The 17,158-nt window shown below is 73.1% G+C and carries 11 protein-coding genes; 3 read left to right on the plus strand and 8 right to left on the minus strand.

All coding sequences use genetic code 11. From position 1 onward, the window contains the following. Window positions 1-273: 273 nt before the first annotated feature. Both ACZ5VD_RS10360 and ACZ5VD_RS10365 read right to left on the minus strand, forming a co-directional pair. Window positions 274-5,415 carry a hypothetical protein gene (locus ACZ5VD_RS10360; RefSeq protein ID WP_468681879.1) on the minus strand — a complete coding sequence of 1,714 codons (5,142 nt, stop codon included), beginning with the start codon at window positions 5,413-5,415 and terminating at the stop codon, window positions 274-276. Next, window positions 5,412-6,275: a DUF4132 domain-containing protein gene (locus ACZ5VD_RS10365; protein WP_468551869.1), complete on the minus strand. Its 864-nt coding sequence runs from the start codon at window positions 6,273-6,275 to the stop codon at window positions 5,412-5,414. The genes ACZ5VD_RS10360 and ACZ5VD_RS10365 overlap by 4 nt, the downstream gene beginning before the upstream one ends. A 373-nt stretch (window positions 6,276-6,648) precedes the next feature. On the opposite strand from ACZ5VD_RS10365, the gene ACZ5VD_RS10370 reads away from it, so the two are divergent. After that, window positions 6,649-8,034 carry an MFS transporter gene (locus ACZ5VD_RS10370; RefSeq protein WP_468551868.1) on the plus strand — a complete coding sequence of 462 codons (1,386 nt, stop codon included), beginning with the start codon at window positions 6,649-6,651 and terminating at the stop codon, window positions 8,032-8,034. 40 nt (window positions 8,035-8,074) lie between these two features. Here the strand turns inward: ACZ5VD_RS10370 and ACZ5VD_RS10375 are convergent, their stop codons facing one another. The 4 genes from ACZ5VD_RS10375 to lnt form a co-directional block, all read right to left on the minus strand. After that, a complete protein-coding gene (locus tag ACZ5VD_RS10375) occupies window positions 8,075-10,012 on the minus strand; it encodes a helix-turn-helix domain-containing protein (RefSeq protein ID WP_468681881.1) in 1,938 nt (645 codons plus the stop codon). 76 nt (window positions 10,013-10,088) lie between these two features. After that, a complete protein-coding gene (locus ACZ5VD_RS10380; RefSeq protein ID WP_468551866.1) occupies window positions 10,089-10,889 on the minus strand; it encodes a 3-hydroxybutyrate dehydrogenase in 801 nt (266 codons plus the stop codon). A gap of 54 nt (window positions 10,890-10,943) precedes the next feature. Next, on the minus strand, window positions 10,944-11,423 hold the full coding sequence (locus tag ACZ5VD_RS10385; RefSeq protein WP_468551865.1) for an NUDIX hydrolase: 480 nt from the start codon (window positions 11,421-11,423) through the stop codon (window positions 10,944-10,946). Window positions 11,424-11,490: 67 nt separating this feature from the next. Beyond that, entirely contained in the window at window positions 11,491-13,104 is a 1,614-nt protein-coding gene (lnt, locus tag ACZ5VD_RS10390; RefSeq protein ID WP_468551864.1) for an apolipoprotein N-acyltransferase, read from the minus strand. 244 nt (window positions 13,105-13,348) lie between these two features. Here lnt and ACZ5VD_RS10395 point away from each other — a divergent pair, with 244 nt between their 5' ends. Beyond that, a complete protein-coding gene (locus ACZ5VD_RS10395) occupies window positions 13,349-14,416 on the plus strand; it encodes an O-antigen ligase family protein (RefSeq protein ID WP_468551863.1) in 1,068 nt (355 codons plus the stop codon). A 39-nt stretch (window positions 14,417-14,455) separates the two neighbouring features. Here the strand turns inward: ACZ5VD_RS10395 and ACZ5VD_RS10400 are convergent, their stop codons facing one another. Next, on the minus strand, window positions 14,456-14,995 hold the full coding sequence (locus ACZ5VD_RS10400) for a hypothetical protein (RefSeq protein ID WP_468551862.1): 540 nt from the start codon (window positions 14,993-14,995) through the stop codon (window positions 14,456-14,458). 138 nt (window positions 14,996-15,133) lie between these two features. After that, window positions 15,134-15,919: a glutamate racemase gene (locus ACZ5VD_RS10405; RefSeq protein ID WP_468551861.1), complete on the minus strand. Its 786-nt coding sequence runs from the start codon at window positions 15,917-15,919 to the stop codon at window positions 15,134-15,136. A 57-nt stretch (window positions 15,920-15,976) separates the two neighbouring features. On the opposite strand from ACZ5VD_RS10405, the gene ACZ5VD_RS10410 reads away from it, so the two are divergent. Further along, window positions 15,977-17,155 (plus strand): glycosyltransferase, encoded by a 1,179-nt coding sequence (locus ACZ5VD_RS10410; RefSeq protein ID WP_468551860.1) that lies wholly within the window; start codon window positions 15,977-15,979, stop codon window positions 17,153-17,155. Window positions 17,156-17,158 lie beyond the last annotated feature (3 nt).

The following is a 17,158-nucleotide window of genomic DNA, read 5'->3' on the forward strand; positions in this document are numbered from 1 at the left end:
GAAGGACAGACGGCGGAGGCGGTGCGGCAGTAGTCCACGTGCCGTCGGGTGATCAGCCGCGTTCCCCTACCGACAGCGTGCGGCGCCCTGCGGCGTACGCGCATCGGGGCCTCCAGCCGTCCGGGACTGATCGTCTCAACCTATGCCGTCGGCACGGGAAGTTGTCAAGGACATTAGATGTGTGTGCATGTGCCGACGGCTCGCACCGCACCCACCCGGACCGCCGCGTCGAGGCGGGAGTCCGGGTGGGGCGCGGTCCGGGCGGCGCGGTGGCTAGCGCCGACCGCCCTTCCGGGTGGCGCTGGTGGTCAGCTCCTCGAACGCGGGCCCGTCCCCGTCACGGACCCGGGCCCAGGCGCGGGTGAAGAGTTCCGCCACGGACATCCCGGGGACGGGGTGCCGGTACTCCTCGATCGGGTAGAACCGCTCCTTCCAGCTCTCCACGGGCAGGGCCCCTCCCTTGAAGTCGATCCAGCCGCCGGGCAGGAAGAGCTTGCGTCCGGCCCGTGGGCGCCTGGCCTCGATCACCAGGTCGGTGGCGGCGAGTTCGGCACGCGCCTTCTTCATCCGGGGCGGCTTCCAGCCGGTCCAGTGGAGACAGTTGCGGTCGGTCGGATCGGGAAGGGCGAGCAACTGGAGGTAGTGGGCGGCCGCGTCGGCCCCGAGTCCGAGAGCCGAGGCGACCTCGGTGACCAGGTCCGGGACGGACAGGGTGGGGTCCTGGGCCCAGCCGTGCGGTGTGCCCGGTCCATGGCCGACCGCGACGAGACCCGTCAGGTCGTCGCCGAGCACGGTCCGCACCCCGTCCAGTGCCGGAAGGCGCTCCTGGTTGCTGAGCGCCTTGAGCAGGGCGAAGACCGGGTCGTCGGCGCCGGTGAGGCCGGCGGGGCGGACGAGTGTCATCTCGGTGTCGTAGGGCTGGGGATGGAACACGATCGCCTCGCCGGCCCGGGTCAGACCGTCGGGCCCGGCGCCGCCGGTGGCGGGCATGCCCAGGGCCTCGCGGATCAGCGGGGCGGTGCGTGTGCTGTAGGAGTCCGTCCGGGACACCCCCAGGTCCAGCAGGAGGTCGGGGTCGGACAGACGGCGGCGCACCGCGTCCAGACCGGCGGCCATCACCGCCCGCAGCGGATGGCCGTAGGGCAGGCCGTAGCCGAGGACGGCCAGCCCGGATGCCGCGCCGGCGAAGGCACGGGCGCCGGGTATCGCGTCGGGATCGGCGGCGACGAGCTCGTCGCCCTCCAGTCGCATGGTGGTGGTGCGGCTCAGCCAGGCGGTGCGGGACGGGTTGAGCAGCTCTTCGATGAACCCGCTGTCGAACCCGCCCCCGATCTCCTCCGGGAGGCGGATGAAGTCGCCGAAGGTGTCGGACCAGATGTGGCCGGCGGCGGCGATGTCGGGGCCGCCGTCCGTCCACAGCCGTTCGGTGTCCTCGGGCAGCAGGGCGGCGAGCAGCGCCACCCGGGTGTCCTGGCCGAGGGCGCGGAGCAGCTGTGTGCCGCGCTCCGCCTGGCCGACGTTCAGACCGATGGCCGCCACCTGCGCCGCGAACGCGGTTCGCTGGAAGGGCTCCGACGGCAGACCGCCCAGCAGCAGCGCGGCCTGGAGCGGGCCGAGTCCTGAGCCGGTGGCGGCGACGAGTTCGTCGACGGCCGCGGGCCGCCAGGGAGCCGCGCCCCTCTCACGGACGAGGCCGGTCAGCGCGGTGATCCGGTCCGCGGACAGGCCCGGGACGTGGTGCCGCTCCTTGGTCAGGGTGAAGTGCGCGACCGCGCCGAACTCGCCGGAGGGGTCGTGGTCGAGGGCGAACCACCGCTTCTCGTAGGCGTCTTCCCTCTCCCGGCGCAGGATCACCACCGTGCGGTCGCCGTGGCGCAGGACCTGGCCGGCCCGCTCCCCCTCGATCCTGGGCTCGCCCAGCACGACCTCGCGCAGCGGGCTCCCCGGGTCGGCCAGCGGCCCTTCGGCGATCGCGTCGAGGAGCAGCAGCAGCGCCTCCCGCTTCGCGGCGCTGCTGCCCACGGAGGTGGCGCGCCAGGCCAGCGCCGCCGTTACGTCGAGGCAGCAGACCCACTTGGAGAAGGTCTCGGGAACGGTCCGGGCGTCGCTGGTCCACCCGCCGGTGAGCTTCCCGAGCAGCTCGGGTTCCGGCAGCGCGAGACCGTCGGCGGGCCGTGCGGACAGGACGTGGTTGACCGCGCGGATCTGCCGCAGGACGGTCCATTCGCTGTCGCTTCCGTGCCACGGGTACTCGGGATCCGCGATGCCGATGACAGCGTGGCCGACCGCTCGGTCGAAGGCGTGCTCGGGTGTGTAGTCGGGGAACATGCCCCAGTCCCGCTGCGGCGGCGCCTCCGGTGCCTGCTCCGTGGAGGCGAACTCCGCGGTGTCCACCGCGTGGGCGGCCACGCCACGCACGATCGAGGTCACTCCCGCGAGCAGCGAAGGGTGAGTGAGCTCGGGCAGGGTGCGGGAAACGGCGTCCCGCCCGGCCTCGTCGGGAGAGGCGCCCGTATCCGCCACGGTGTGCTGCGGGGACCGGCCCTGGGCGGAGACCACCTCGGCCCGCTGGGCGGTCAGCACCTCGGTGCTCGCGCTCAACAGGGACGCGGCACGCTCCGGGGTCAGGGTGCGCAGCGCCAGCGACCCGCGCTCGTCGCGGGGAACCAGCGCATGCCAGAACGCCACCGGCGGCACGAAGGGAGTGCCGGCGGCGAACTCGCCGCCCGGTCGCTCGGGGTCGACGGTCCCCAGCACGCCGGTCGACCCGCCACCGTCCGCCGGGTAGAGGGTGACCGAGCGGAACTCCCTGGCCACCACGGGCCCGGAACCCCCCGGCAGCCGCAGGGCGCCCAGTGCCACCGGGCGCCGGCCATGGTCGGTGACGGACGGCAGCGAGGCGATACGGCCGTCCGGGGTGCCGGCGGTGGTGAGGCCCTGCGGGCCCTCGCCGGACCTGCGGACCCAGCGGCCGAGGACGCTGCCGTCGGTGCCGAACGGGGTGTTCTCCAGGCCGGGTTGCAGCGGCAGCAACTCGCAGAGCTCGGGGGCCAGGGTCACGCCCGTGCTCGTCCCGGTGCCTGTCTCCTGGCCGGTTCCGTCGCCGGTTCCGTCGCCGGTTCCGTCGCCGGTTCCGGGGTGGAGGAACGCCGGCAGTGAGGCCGGGCCGTCGGCACCGGTGAGCGGATCGTGCTCCACCCAGAACGGCTGGTCGTCGCCCTGGACCAGTGCCCAGTGACCGGTGCCGTCGCCCAACAGCCGTCGGCCGGCGATCAGTTCGGTGTCACCGGCGCGCAGCGTACCGACCCCGGTGGCCCGGCCGCCGCCGGACAGGGGCAGCGACGGGTCCTCCTCGTCGTACCGGTGTCTCCACCCGTACGGCGTCTCGCCCCGGAGCCAGAAGGGCTGGTCCGGGTCGCCGGACCAGTAGGCGTTCACACCGTAGTCGCCCCAGTTGACGAGGAGTTGGCCGTCCGCCCACCGGAATCCCGGACGCCCCGAATTGGGCTTCTCCGGGATCCGCAGTTCGTGCTCCAGCAGGATCCGGTCGGGCCCGACCACGATCGCCCTGCCCTTGCGGGCCAGGATCAGATCGGGCCATGCCTCGGTGACGACGAACCAGCTCTTGTTCTCGTTCGTCTCGCCGATCCGCTCCATGGCCTCTTCCAGGGCGGGCCAGCCGAGTTCGTCGAGGATTCCGGTGCGCAGGGTGCGCAGGAGCAGCGGGGCGAGATCGTGGGCGGCCACTGCCGTGACGGCGTCCGGGTTGACCCGGGCGGCGACCCTGCGGAACGGCCGCAGCGTGTCCAGGACGGCACGGGAGCCGGGCAGCCCGACGGCCTCGGCGAACTCCGTGGCCCGGTCGGCGAGCCAGTCGTGCAGCACCGACCGCAGCACCGGGTGGTCGGCGAGGGTGTCCAGGGTCGACGGCGTGAGGTGGTGGGAGCGCAGCGATCCGAGGGCGCTGTGCAGCAGCGGCCGGAACCGCTGGTCGGCCGCGACCGCGGCCAGGTCACGGACGCCGGTGCGCGGTTCCTTCAACCAGCGGGACAGTGGCAGCGGGGCGTTGGTGTCGCCGCTCCGGACGGTCAGCGGGACGCCTGCGGCCAGGCAGAGGTCGAGCAGGTCGAGATGGACGCCGACCTGCCGGTCGCCGGTGAACGGGCTGACGGGCCGGGCGTCGGCGAGCAGCCGGGGCACCATGCGTGCGGCCAGGGCGAGGGTGGCCGAAGAGTCGTCGGGGGCCTCGCCGTGGTGACGGTGCCGCTCCCAGCGGCTCAGCCAGTCCGCGGGCGTGATGCCACCGGAGGGCCGGGGGCCGGAGGGGGCCCCGAGCGGGGCAGCGGTCGGGGCACCGTCCGGTGCACCGGACGGGGCGCCGGTCGGGGCGCCGGCCGCGGCACCCGTCGGGGCGCCGGTCAGCAGGGCTTCGGCTCCGCTGTCGGCGAGGAGTGTCAGCCAGCTCTCACCGGTGGCGACGTCCCGTCCGACGTCGGCGGGCAGGATCTCCAGCAGCCGGGCCCGGACCGCCGCGTCGCGGCGGCCGAGTTCGACGAGGGTGGCGCGGTAGTCGGTCCAGAACGAGGCGGGTGCCCGGACCACGGCCGGCGAGGCGATCAGGTCCGTGACGAGGGACCGTTCCTCCTCCGCGCGGTCGAGTCCGGTGGCCTTGAGCAGGGCCCGGGCGTCCTTGGGCAGGGAGGCGTGGGGCGGCAGTCCGGCCCCGCAGCGCTCGACGATGAGCCGGCGGAACTGCGCCCAGGCCTCCGCCGGGTCCAGCCGTCCCGCGAGGTCACGGGCGTACTCCTTGAGGGCCTTGACGGTCAGGGCCCCGGCGAAGGCGAACTCCAGGAAGACCGCGCGCTGCCGCTCCTCGTCCACGGCCAGCCCGTGGGCGCGCTCGGCGGCCCGCGCCTTGCCGAAGAACATCGCCGCCCACGTGGGGTTGTCGTGCTGGAGCCAGATCCGGGCGACCTGCTCGTAGTACGTCGGCAGGAAGTGTGGGACGGCACGGCCCAGACGGTCGGCGAGGGACTCGAAGCCCTCCTTCGCGGCGCCGGTGCGGGGCCCCGCCATCCTGGCGAGCCGTTCGATGTCCTTGACCAGGGCGAGCGCGTGGTGCCCGTTGGCGGGGTCGTTGACCAGCGCCCAGGCGGGGAAGCCGAGCGTCTCGCGGCGGACCTGGCCGACCTCGGGGGCGCTGTCCCGACGGTCGAGGCCGAGGAACTCCAGGGCGAGGTCCTCGGCCTCGCCGAGGGTGCCGGGTACGAGGCGGACCACGGGCCGGCCGTCGAGTGCCGGATGGGTGTACGTGCGGGCGGTCAGGACGTCCGCGTCCTCGCGGTCCGTGCTGCCGGACAGCAGGATCGCCCCGGCGTCGAGGAGCGCCGCCGTGCCGGAGTGGTCTGTGGTCATGCGGCCTGCTCCTCGTGCTCGATGACGCGTCCCGCGTGCAGTGCCGCCGCCATGCGCATCCCCTCGGACCAGGCGACCGGCCCGACCTGCCCGAACCTGACGGTCCGCCCTGCCGTGTCGGTCCAGGTCAGCGGTCCGGTCTCGGTGTCGCCGCCGTCGTCGTAGGCGTCGAAGTCGCCGATCCAGATACGGGCCTCGACGGTCCGGGCGTCCTCGAAGACCGGGCAGACCGACTGGCCGCCGCGGATCCGGAACCCGAGCGAGGCGGCCCTGCCGTGCAGGGACTGGCGGCTGTCGAAGCGCGCACCGGCGTAGGTGTCGACCTGCTCTCCTTCGGCGTCGAGGTCGGCGGGCCGGTGCCACACCTCGCGGAAGAGCTGACCGGCCTTCTGCTCGACGCTCAGCTCGACGGCGAACTGCCGCAGGTCGTCCAGGCCGTCGAGGAGCACCGGATGCGGGACACGGACGAGTTCGGGGGACATCCGCACGGTGTCGCCGTCGAGGTCGATCAGCCCCAGGCCGCGGGCGCCGTCGGCGTCGCGCAGGAAGCCGGCCACCTTGCCGGCGTCATCGGTGACGACCAGGTCGCGGAGCGCGGACCGCCAGGCCGGGTCGGGCCACACCTGGACGAGAACCGCGACGGGCACCGGCAGCGAGCGCACCACCCAGCGTTCGACGTCGGCCAGAACCTGCTGCTCGTGCTGCTCCTGCCACTGCACCAGCTGCCGCAGCCCCACCACCGCCGGGTCGTCCCTCAGCTTCCCCGGTAACGACTTCAGCAGACGTCCGGCCGCGTTGCGGCAGACGATCCTTCCCCCGTCGAGGGCGACTTCGTAGTCGCCCGCCGGAACCCACCCCATGTGCTGTCTCCCCATCATCCACGTCAGATGCACGACCGACGGACCCGGTTCCGGATGTGTGGTCCCGGTTCGCATCACCGTCGCGATCACTTGCGAAGACTGTAGGGGCGGCCACTGACAAGCCGAGGAGACGCCGACCTCCACAGCGACTTGGGCAACGGACTGCCCCCGTCATGGCTTCTTCCTCGCGTCTGTGGTGGTTCCTTGATGACCCGCCGAGCCCCTCACGCAGGTTCCGTCAGCGCCCTCATGGTGACCACACGCACTCCCCCACCCAGAACTATGGTGTCCCACCACATGTGCCTCTGACCTGCTCCTTCCTACGGTGTGGCAACACGCACACGTCCCCGCCGACCGCCAGGAAGTGGTACCGATGACCTCCCCCGCGACCGCTCCCCCACCCCCCGCCAGCCTCAAGCGCATCGTCGCCGCCAGCCTCATCGGCACCACCATCGAGTGGTACGACTTCTTCCTCTACGGATCCGCCGCCGCGCTCGTCTTCAACAAGCTGTTCTTCCCGGACTCCGACCCCCTGGTCGGCACGCTGCTGTCCTTTCTGACGTACGCCGTCGGGTTCGCGGCGCGGCCGTTGGGCGCGCTCGTCTTCGGGCACTACGGCGACCGGCTCGGGCGCAAGAAGCTGCTGGTGCTGAGTCTGTTGCTGATGGGCGGGGCGACCTTCGCGATCGGTCTGCTGCCCACACACGCGACCATCGGTTCGGCCGCTCCGGTGCTGCTGACCGTGCTGCGTCTGGTGCAGGGCTTCGCGCTCGGCGGCGAGTGGGGCGGAGCGGTGCTGCTGGTGTCCGAGCACGGGGACGCCCGCCGGCGCGGCTTCTGGGCGTCCTGGCCACAGACCGGGGCGCCGGCGGGGCAACTCCTGGCGACCGGCGTGCTGTCGCTGCTGACCGCCGTCCTGTCGGACGCCGCGTTCGGCAGCTGGGGCTGGCGGATCCCGTTCCTGCTCTCGGGTGTACTGGTGATGGTCGGTCTGTGGATTCGTCTCTCTGTCGATGAATCTCCGGTCTTCAAGCAGGCGTTGGCGCAGGCGGAGGCCCGCAAGGCGGGACACGACGAAGGGGCCGAGAAACTCCCGGTCGTCTCCGTCCTGCGTCACCACTGGCGGGACGTCCTGGTGGCGATGGGCGCACGCATGGCGGAGAACATCAGCTACTACGTGATCACCGCGTTCATCCTCGTCTACGCCACCACCTCGGCCGGCGTCTCGAAGCAGACCGCGCTCAACGCCGTGCTGATCGCGTCGGCCGTGCACTTCGCGGTGATCCCGGGCTGGGGCGCGCTGTCGGACCGGATCGGCCGCCGCCCCGTGTATCTGCTGGGCGCCGTGGGCGTCGGCGTGTGGATGTTCCCGTTCTTCTCCCTGATCGACACCGGCGGCTTCGGCAACCTGGTCCTCGCGGTGACGGTGGGCCTGGTGCTGCACGGTGCGATGTACGCGCCCCAGGCCGCCTTCTTCTCCGAGATGTTCGCGACCCGGATGCGCTACTCCGGCGCCTCCATCGGCGCCCAGTTCGCCTCGGTCGCGGCGGGCGCGCCCGCACCCCTGATCGCCACGGCACTGCTGGCCGACTACGGGAGTTCCACGCCCATCGCGCTGTACGTCATCGGCGCGGTCGTCCTGACGGTGATCGCCGTGGGGGTGGCCAAGGAGACCCGGCACAGGGATCTGTCCGAGGTCGAGTCCCCGTCCGACGCCGAGCCCGCGCCGGCCCACCCCGCGGATGCCCGCGCCGTCTGACCTTTTCCGATCCGGCCCCCGTGCGTGCCGCGTACGGGGGTCAGCGCTGTGCCGGTCCCGACAACCGGTGCAGCCGCAGGGCCAGTTGGATCTCCAGGGCGCGCGCCGGGCTCTGCCAGTCGTCACCCAGGAGGCGGCCGATCCGTTCCAGCCGCTGGGCGACCGTGTTCACATGGACGTGGAGCTCGTCCTTCGTGCGAGCCGGACTCATCCCGCAGGTGAAGTACGCGTCGAGGGTGTGCAGGAGGTCGGTGCCGCGTCGCCCGTCGTACCCGACGACCCGGCCGATCGTGCGGTCGACGAAGCCCGCGATGTCCCGGTCTCCGGCGAGCAGCAGTCCGAGGAAGCCGAAGTCCTCGGCGGCGGCTCCGTCGCCGGAGCGGCCCAGCAGACGCAGCGCGTCGAGGCAGCGCCGGCCCTCCTCGTAGGCCGCGGCCACGGCCTCGGGGTGGGCGACGAGGTTCTCGACCGGAGCGGAGGCGCCGACGGTGACCGCCTCGTGCACGGCACCGCCCAGGTGCCGGGCGGTGCGGCGGGCCGACTCCGCGGCGGTGTCGCCGGGTTCCAGGGGCAGCAGCAGGACGGTGCCGCCGTCGCGGGCGGCGGCCAGTCCGCGTCGGGTGCCGGCCAGGTGGGACGCGGCGGACCACAGGCGTCGGCGGGCGGCCGCCTCCTGATCGGCGTCGGTCGCGGCGCCGTCCAGACGGGCGGCGAGTACGACATGGGTGGCGTCGAGGTCGGCGTGCAGCCGGGACGCACGCTCGCGCAGGAGGCGCGGATCGCGGTCACGGGCGTCGAGGAGGTCGTCCAACAGCTCACCGCGCACGCGTTGTTCGGCCTCGGCCGCGGAGCGCCGGGCGAGCAGCAGCAGCGAGGTGACCATGGCGGCGCGCTCCAGAGTGCGCTGGTCGACGGGGTCCAGGCCCGGGTGGCCGCGCAGCACGAGCGCGCCGAGCAGCTCGCCGCCCGCGGCCACCGCGGCGATCCAGTCGTCCGTGTGCCGCACCGCGTGCCCCTCGGCGCGGGACTCCTCCAGGGCTTCGCCGGGTGCGTCGGCGGCCTCGGTGAACTCGACCGTGCCGTCGAGGACTTCGGAGACCGCGGCGGCCACGTCGTGGACCCCGCCGCCGCGCAGCACGAGTTCGGCGAGCCGGTCGTGGACGTCGGAGGCACGTTCGATGACCCCGCTGCGGTCCTGGATGATCTCGTGGGCCCGCTCCAGGTCGGTGAGGGCCGAGCGGGTCTCGGTGAGGAGGTTCGTGGTGTCGATGGCGGCCGCGGCCAGCGCGGCGAACGAACCGAGCAGCGCGATCTGTTCGCGCTCGAAGACGCGTGCTCTGCGGTCCGCCGCGAAGAGCACCCCGATGACGTGATGCCCCAGCATGAGCGGCACGCCCAGGATGGCGACCAGGCCTTCGTCGCGCACGCCCGCGTCGATGGCGAGGGTGTGCCGGAAGCGGTCGTCCTTGAAGTAGTCGTCGGTGACGTACGGGCGGGCCGTCTGGGCGACGAGCCCGCCGAGTCCCTCCCCCATGCCGAGCCGCAGCTGCTGGAAGCGGGCCGCCACCGAGCCCTCGGTGACCCGCATGTAGGTGTCGCCGCGTGCCGGGTCGTTCAGGCTGAGATAGGCGATGTCGGTGCCGAGCAGGGAGCGGGCGCGCTGCACGATCGCCTGGAGCACGGCGTCCAGGTCGCGCAGCCCGGCCAGGTCGTGGGCGGTCTCGAAGAGCGCGGACAGCTCGGCCTCCCGCCGGCGCCGCCCCTCCAGCTCCGAGCGGACCCGCAGCGCGAGCCGCTTGGCCTGTTCCAGCGCGACGATCCGCTCGGCCGGCCGGCCCTCGGCACGGGCGAGCAGTACCGGCTGCTCGTAGGCGTCGGCGGACGCGCCGCGGGCGAGCAGCTCCAGGAACGGCGCCTCGGCGCCGGTCGGCGCGGCAGCGTCGGAGCGGTCGGCGGACTGCACGTGATCGCTGGACATGCTCACAGGATTCACCATCTCCCGACCGCGCCGTCAGGCCTGTGGAAAACTCCACGGCCGACAGGCGCCGCCCGGCTCAATGGGCGGTCCAGCCGCCGTCGAGGAGGAGCGAGGTGCCGGTCACGAAGGACGCCTGCGGGCCGCACAGATAGGCCACGGCCTCCGCGACCTCCTCAGGCTCGATCAGCCGCTTGACGGCGCTGTCCTGCAACAGCACCTCCGACAGCACACGCTCCTCGGGGATGCCGTGCGCCCGGGCCTGGTCGGCGAGCTGCTTCTCGACCAGTGGGGTGCGCACATAGGCGGGGTTCACACAGTTCGACGTGACGCCATGGGGCGCGCCTTCGAGGGCGGCCGTCTTGGAGAGTCCCTCCAGGCCGTGTTTGGCGGCCACATAGGCCGACTTGTAGGCCGAGGCGCGCAGACCGTGGACGGAGGAGATGTTGACGATGCGGCCCCAGCCCTGGCCGTACATGTGGGGCAGCGCGCCCCGGATGAGCCGGAACGGTGCCTCCAGCATCACGGTGAGCACCGTGTGGAAGACGTCGGGCGGGAACTCCTCGATGGGGCGCACCAGTTGCAGCCCGGCGTTGTTGACGAGGACGTCGGTCCCCGCGGCCGCGAGTTCGGCGGCGTCCAGGTCGGTGAGGTCGAGGACGTGCGGTTCGAGGGTGCCAGCGAGGCCCAGGGCCCGTTCGGTGAGCGCCTCCAGGCCCTCGGCGTCCCGGTCGACCGCTCGCACCTTGGCGCCGGCGGCCGCCAGGCGCAGCGCGCAGGCGCGGCCGATGCCACCCGCGGCGCCGGTGACGAGGGCGGTGCGCCCGCCGAGGTCGAGCGAGCTGGCATGGGAGCCCGGGAGGGCGGTGCTGGCGGTCATGTCCCGACCCTAGGCAGCACCCGAGCCCCGCCCCATATGGTCACCACCCACACTTCATTCGGAAGTCATGGGTTCGAACCATGTGGGTGCGTCCGACATTGCCTGCTTGATCCTCAGATGCGCGAACTCGTTGAGCTGGGGCAGGGCGTCCACGGCGAACCAGCCCACCTCCAGCGACTCGTCGTCGTTCACCCGGGCCTCGCCGCCGAGGGCCCGGCAGCGGAACGAGATGTCCATGTACTGGCACACGTCGCCGTTGTCGTACGCGACGGCCTTGAGCGACTGGACGACGATCACCCGCTCCACCTCGCAGTGGACCCCGGTCTCCTCCTCGACCTCCCGCACCGCGCAGGCCGCGGGCTGCTCCCCCGGCTCCGGGATGCCACCGATCAGCGACCATTTGCCGTTGTCCGAACGGCGGTTGAGCAGCACCCTGCCCTCGTCGTCGAAGACCACGGCGCTGACGCCGGGCAGCCACAGCAGCTCATGGCCGATGGAGGTACGGAGGGTGCGGATGAAGTCAGGAGTAGCCATGCCCCGACCCTAACGGGCCTGATCCATTGCTCCGTTGATCTTTCCCGGGCGCCCGGCGGGCGTACGGCTACACGCCACCGGCGCGTCGCCCGCGCATCCCTGCGGCGACGGCCCAGCCCAGTCCGCCCGCGGCGACCAGCACCAGGGCGATCTCCGGCAGGACGCCCAGCCGGGTGGCGGGCGTCTGCGAGGAACGCAGCGGCACCTTCTGGACCAGGGAGTCGGCCACGAACATGCCGGTCTTCTGTGTGATCCTCCCGTCCGGCATGATGATCGCGCTGACGCCGCTGGTCACCGGCACGGTGACGGTCCGGCTGTGCTCGACGGCCCGCACCCGGGACATGGCGAGCTGCTGGTAGGTCATCTCGCTGTGGTCGAAGGTCGCGTTGTTGCTCGGTACGGAGATCAGCTGCGCTCCGTCGGTGACCTCGGAGCGCACCGCCCAGTCGAAGGCCGCCTCGTAGCAGGTGACCAGGCCGACCTTGGCGCCCGCCATGTCGAACACGCCCGGCTTGCTGCCCCGGCTGAAGTCCTGGCGGACCATCGAGGTCCAGTTGTCGTTGATCGCGCCGATGAGCGAGCGCAGCGGCAGGTACTCGCCGAAGGGCTGGATCTGCCGCTTGTCGTAGGTGTCGGTGGGCCCCTTGACCGGGTCCCACAGGATCTGCTCGTTGTAGAGCTTGCCGTCCCGCTCGACCACACCGCCGACGGAGATCGGCACGCCGATCGACCTGGCCGCCTCGTCGATGACGGCGCGTGCGTCGGCGTTGGCGAACGGGTCGATGTCGGAGGAGTTCTCCGGCCACAGCACGAAGTCCGGCTTCGCGACCTTGCCGGCCTTGACCTCGGCGGCCAGTCGCTCGGTCTCGCGCGCGTGGTAGTCGAGCACGGCGCGCCGCTGGGCGTTGAACTCCAGCCCCGCGCGCGGCACGTTGCCCTGGATGACCGCGACGGTCGCGGTGCCGACCTGGGCCTTGTCGCTCACCAGCGACCGGGCGGCCAGCGCGGCCACCACGGGCAGGACGACACTCAGCAGGGCGACGGCCGCGGCCGACCACCGCACCGCGCGCGTGCGCCGTCCCTCGACGACCAGTCTCACCACCTCGTAAAGACCGAAGCCGCACAGGACGACCGCGAAGCCGAGGACCGGGGTGCCGCCCAGCGCGGCGAGCGGCAGGAACACGCCGTCGGCCTGGCCGAACGCGATCTTCCCCCAAGGGAAGCCGCTGAAGGGCACACGCGCGCGTGCCGCCTCGCCGGCGATCCAGAGGGCGGCGGCCCACACCGGCCGGCCCGGCAGCTTCGACACGGCGGCGATGCCCGCGCCGACCAGGGCGACGAAGATCGCCTCGATCACGACGAGGGCGATCCAGGGGCCGGGGCCGACCTCCACGCCGGTCCACACCAGCAGCGGCAGCAGGAAGCCCAGGCCGAAGAGATAGCCGAGACCGAGCCCCGCCTTCCAGCTCCGGCCGCGCAGCACCCAGCCGAAGACGGCGAAGGCGGGCAGGGCCAGCCACCACAGGGTGCGCGGCGGGAAACTGACGTACAGCAGCACTCCGGAGAGCGCGGCTGCGGCGGCCGGGGCGAGACGACGCAGGAGCCGCGCCCCGCGTGATGCGGGCGCGGTCGGGGGCTTCACCTGGTCCGACTCGTCCACGGAAGTTGCGGTGACGGTCACGGTGGGAGTGTACGGCGGCATGCTCGGGCCCCGGCAATGCGGTCCGTCACGGTCACGGCGGACGTCCTGCCCCACGGCGGGCGCATCGTTCCTGCGCAACTCCGTCCAACTCGTCCACAAAGCGGCCATCAGCCGTTACGGTGTGCCGGAGTCTTCGTCGTACGGGCCGACGTCGCCACGGGCGGCGGGACCGTCTCAGGTCGGGGGCGACCGGGGTTCGGGGGGCGGGGTGGGTTCCACAGGAATGACGTCTGTGGCCGGTTCGGACGAGGACGGCGACAGACGAAACGTTTCCGACGCGGTGGGTGTCGTGGTGCTCGGGGCCTGTGCCGTCTGGTCCCTGGTCACGGCCGCCGCGCAGGGCGGGCGCCCCGAGGGCGTGCTGCTCGCGGTCCTCGCCGTGGGCGCCGGTTATGCCGCGGGGCGGATCTGCGGAGCGCTCCTGCCGGTCGCCGCGCCCTGTGCCGGTGCGCTGGCCGGGCTCGGTCTCTCGGTGGGGCTGCCCCATCTCACGCCCGGCCCGGAGATCATCGCGCCGCTGGGGCATGCCGGCGCCACCGCCGCCCTGCTGACCCTCTCGGCGGGCGCCGCGTGCTGTGCGGCCTGGTCGGCCGGGGCACCGGCCCTGCGGTTCGCCCTGCGCGCGCTGGCCGTCGGGATCACGGTGACCGCGGCCGTTCTCGGTTCGGTCGGCGGGGCCCTCGCCTGTACGGCGGTCTTGCTGTGCTCGCTCGCCGCGGGCCGGATCCGCCACCGTGGCCCGGCCCTGGCGGCGCTGGCCCTGTCCGCGGGGCTGGCCACGGGCCTGACCTGGGCGGTCGCCGGCAACGCGGTGCCGGACGGGCTGGAGGTGTCCCTCGAAGGGCAGCTGACCCGACAACGGATCGAGCTGTGGCACGACGCCCTGCACCTGGCGCGCGGGGACACGGCGTTCGGCGTCGGCCCGGGGCGGTTCGGGGAACTCAGTACGACGGCGACCGGAACCCTGCTGTCCGACGGCAAGCCCCACTCGGCGCCGCTCCAGCAGGCGGCCGAACAGGGGGTCGTCGGCCTCGCGCTGCTGGCGACGGCCTTCTGCTGGGTGCTCTACGCGCTCTGGCGTACGGGGCGGCCGACGCCGGTCGCCCTGACCGCGGGCGCGGCCCTCACCGCGCTGGCGGCGATCGCCTGTGTGGGCAACGCGCTGAGCTTCACCACGGTGTCGGCGGGGGCGGGGCTGCTGGCCGGCCTGGCGACGGCCCACCCCTTCGCCGAGGAGTCACCGGGGCAGGAGAGGGACGTACGCGCGCGTAGTGACCGGCTCGCTCCCTGAGGGGCGGGGATGTCGGCGCGTGTGCTCGGCCGGATCGTCTCAGCGGGCGACGGTGCCCGACCGCAGCCGGTCCCGGATGACCCGTACGGCCGCCTCGGCGTCGTCCACGGTGACGGTGAACGTGTGGCCGTCCCACAACTGGAGCACCACGCCCTCGCCCCGCCGTACGACGACCGCGGTGCCCTTCTCCGGGCGCCAGCGGTAGCCCCAGCCGCCCCAGTGCCGCGGGGTGACGAGCGGGTCGAACTCGGCGCCGGCGACGTGCGCCAGCGGGATGCGGCGGCGCGGCAGGCCCATGTGGCCGCAGCGCACCTCCAGGGATTCCTTGTCGACCTTGAGGCCGACGTGCACGAAGGCGAGGGTGCCGAAGAGGACCAGCAGCCCGGCCGCGATGCAGCCGACCACGGACATCGCGAGCGGGGCCACGCCGGTCGTCCACGCCGAGTCGACGGCCAGTTCGACGCCGAGCGCCACACAGGCGGCGCCGACGGGCGCCAGCAGCCACTGGATCCGGTTGGAGGCCCGGCCGGTCCAGACGTCGGGGTGCGGGGAGTGGTCGCCGCGGGGGTGGTCCCTCATGGTGACGAGACTACTCAGGTTTCGCTGCGCGGGTAACGCGTGGCGGAGAGCGACTGCTCCGGGTGGAGGCGGCGGAGGCGGGGCGTCCGTCTTGTCCGCACCCGGCGCGTGCGCCCGGTGCGAAGAACGCCCGCCGGGCTACTGGGCCGGGCTGACCGCCGTGAGGAGCCGGCCTTCCTCGTAGGCCAGCGCGGGCTCGGGCAGGCTTCCCTCGCGTCCGCTCAGCAGCACCGTCAGGGTCCCGTCGGCCGCCGCCCGGGGGGCGGGCTGCTCGCCCAGTCGGCGCAGGGCCTGGGCGGCGACCGCTCCCGCGGAGCCGTGCAGGACGAGCGGCGGGAAGCCAGGGCGCTGCACCGCGGCACGGATACGCTCGGAGACCAGCTCGTAGTGGGTGCAGCCCAGGACGACGGTCGTCACATCAGCCGGGGTCAGGGCCGCGGCCGCGGCGACGGCGGCCTCGATGGCCGCCTCGTCGGCGTGCTCCACGGCCTCGGCGAGGCCGTGGCAGGGCACCTCGGTGACCGCCACGCCGCCGGCGAAGTCCTCGATGAGTCCGCGCTGGTAGGGGCTGCCCGTCGTGGCGGGCGTCGCCCAGATCGCGAAGGGGCCGCCGCCGGCCGCGGCCGGCTTGATCGCGGGGACCGTGCCGATGACCGGGATGCCTGGTTCGAGGCGGGCCCGCAGGGTCGGCAGGGCGTGCACGGTGGCGGTGTTGCAGCCGATGATCAGCGCGTCCGGACGGTGTGCGGCGGCGGCCTCGGCGACGGCCACGGCACGCCGGGTGAGGTCCTCGGAAGTCCGGGGCCCCCAGGGCATGCCGTCGGGATCGAGGGAGAGGACGAGATCCGCGTCGGGTCGCAGACGCCGTACCGCGACGGTGGCCGCCAGCAGCCCGATTCCGGAGTCCATGAGCGCGATCTTCACCCGGCCACGATAGACGATGGGCCTCTGTGGGCCGGTCCGGTGGGGCAGACTGCGGGCGTGAGCACCATCGTGTGGACGGCCGCCGGATCACTTCTCGCCTGGCTGTGGCTGCTGCTCTGCCAGGGCTTCTTCTGGCGTACGGACGTCAGGCTGCCGCCCGGTGGGGACCCGGAGGACTGGCCGCCGGTCTGCGTGGTCGTACCGGCACGCGACGAGGCCGAGGTACTGCCCGCGAGTCTGCCCTCGCTCCTCCTCCAAGACTATCCGGGACGGGCGGAGGTCTTCCTCGTCGACGACGGCAGTTGCGACGGCACCGGGGAGCTCGCGCAGGAACTGGCGCGGCGTCACGGAGGGCTGCCGCTGACCGTGACCTCGCCCGGTGAGCCGCCGGCGGGCTGGACCGGCAAGCTCTGGGCGGTACGGCACGGCATCGGCCTGGCACGCGCGCGTGGCCCCGAGTACCTGCTGTTGACGGACGCCGACATCGCCCACGCACCGGACAGCCTGCGGCGGCTGGTCGCGGCTGCGCGCACCGGCGGCTTCGACGTCGTCTCCCAGATGGCCCGGCTGCGGGTGGCGAGCCTGTGGGAGCGGCTGGTCGTGCCGGCCTTCGTCTACTTCTTCGCGCAGTTGTATCCGTTCCGCCGGATCGGCAGGCGGGGAGCGCGCACGGCCGCCGCGGCGGGCGGCTGTGTGCTGTTGCGCACCGAGGCGGCCGAGCGGGCGCGGATCCCGGACGCCATCGCGCACGCCGTCATCGACGACGTGGCGCTCGCGCGGGCCGTCAAGGGCGGCGGTGGGCACATCTGGCTGGGGCTGGCCGAGCGGGTGGACAGCGTGCGGCCGTATCCGCGGCTGCACGACCTGTGGCGGATGGTGTCGCGCAGCGCGTACGCGCAGTTGCGGCACAACCCGCTGCTGTTGACCGGCACGGTGGCCGGGCTGGTTCTGGTGTATTTGGTGCCGCCCGTGGCCCTGATCGCGGGTCTGGCGACGGGGGATGCGTCCGCCGTGGTTCTCGGCGGGCTCGCGTGGCTGGTGATGACGGGGACGTACCTCCCGATGCTCCGCTACTACGGTCAGCCGCTGTGGCTCGCGCCCCTGCTGCCGTTCACCGCGTTCCTCTATCTCCTCATGACGGTCGATTCGGCGGTGCAGCACTACCGGGGGCGGGGCGCGGCATGGAAGGGCCGCACCTACGCGCGTCCGGACGCCGTCGTGGCGGACGAGACCTGAGCG

This window comes from Streptomyces sp. NPDC032822 (assembly GCF_055578825.1).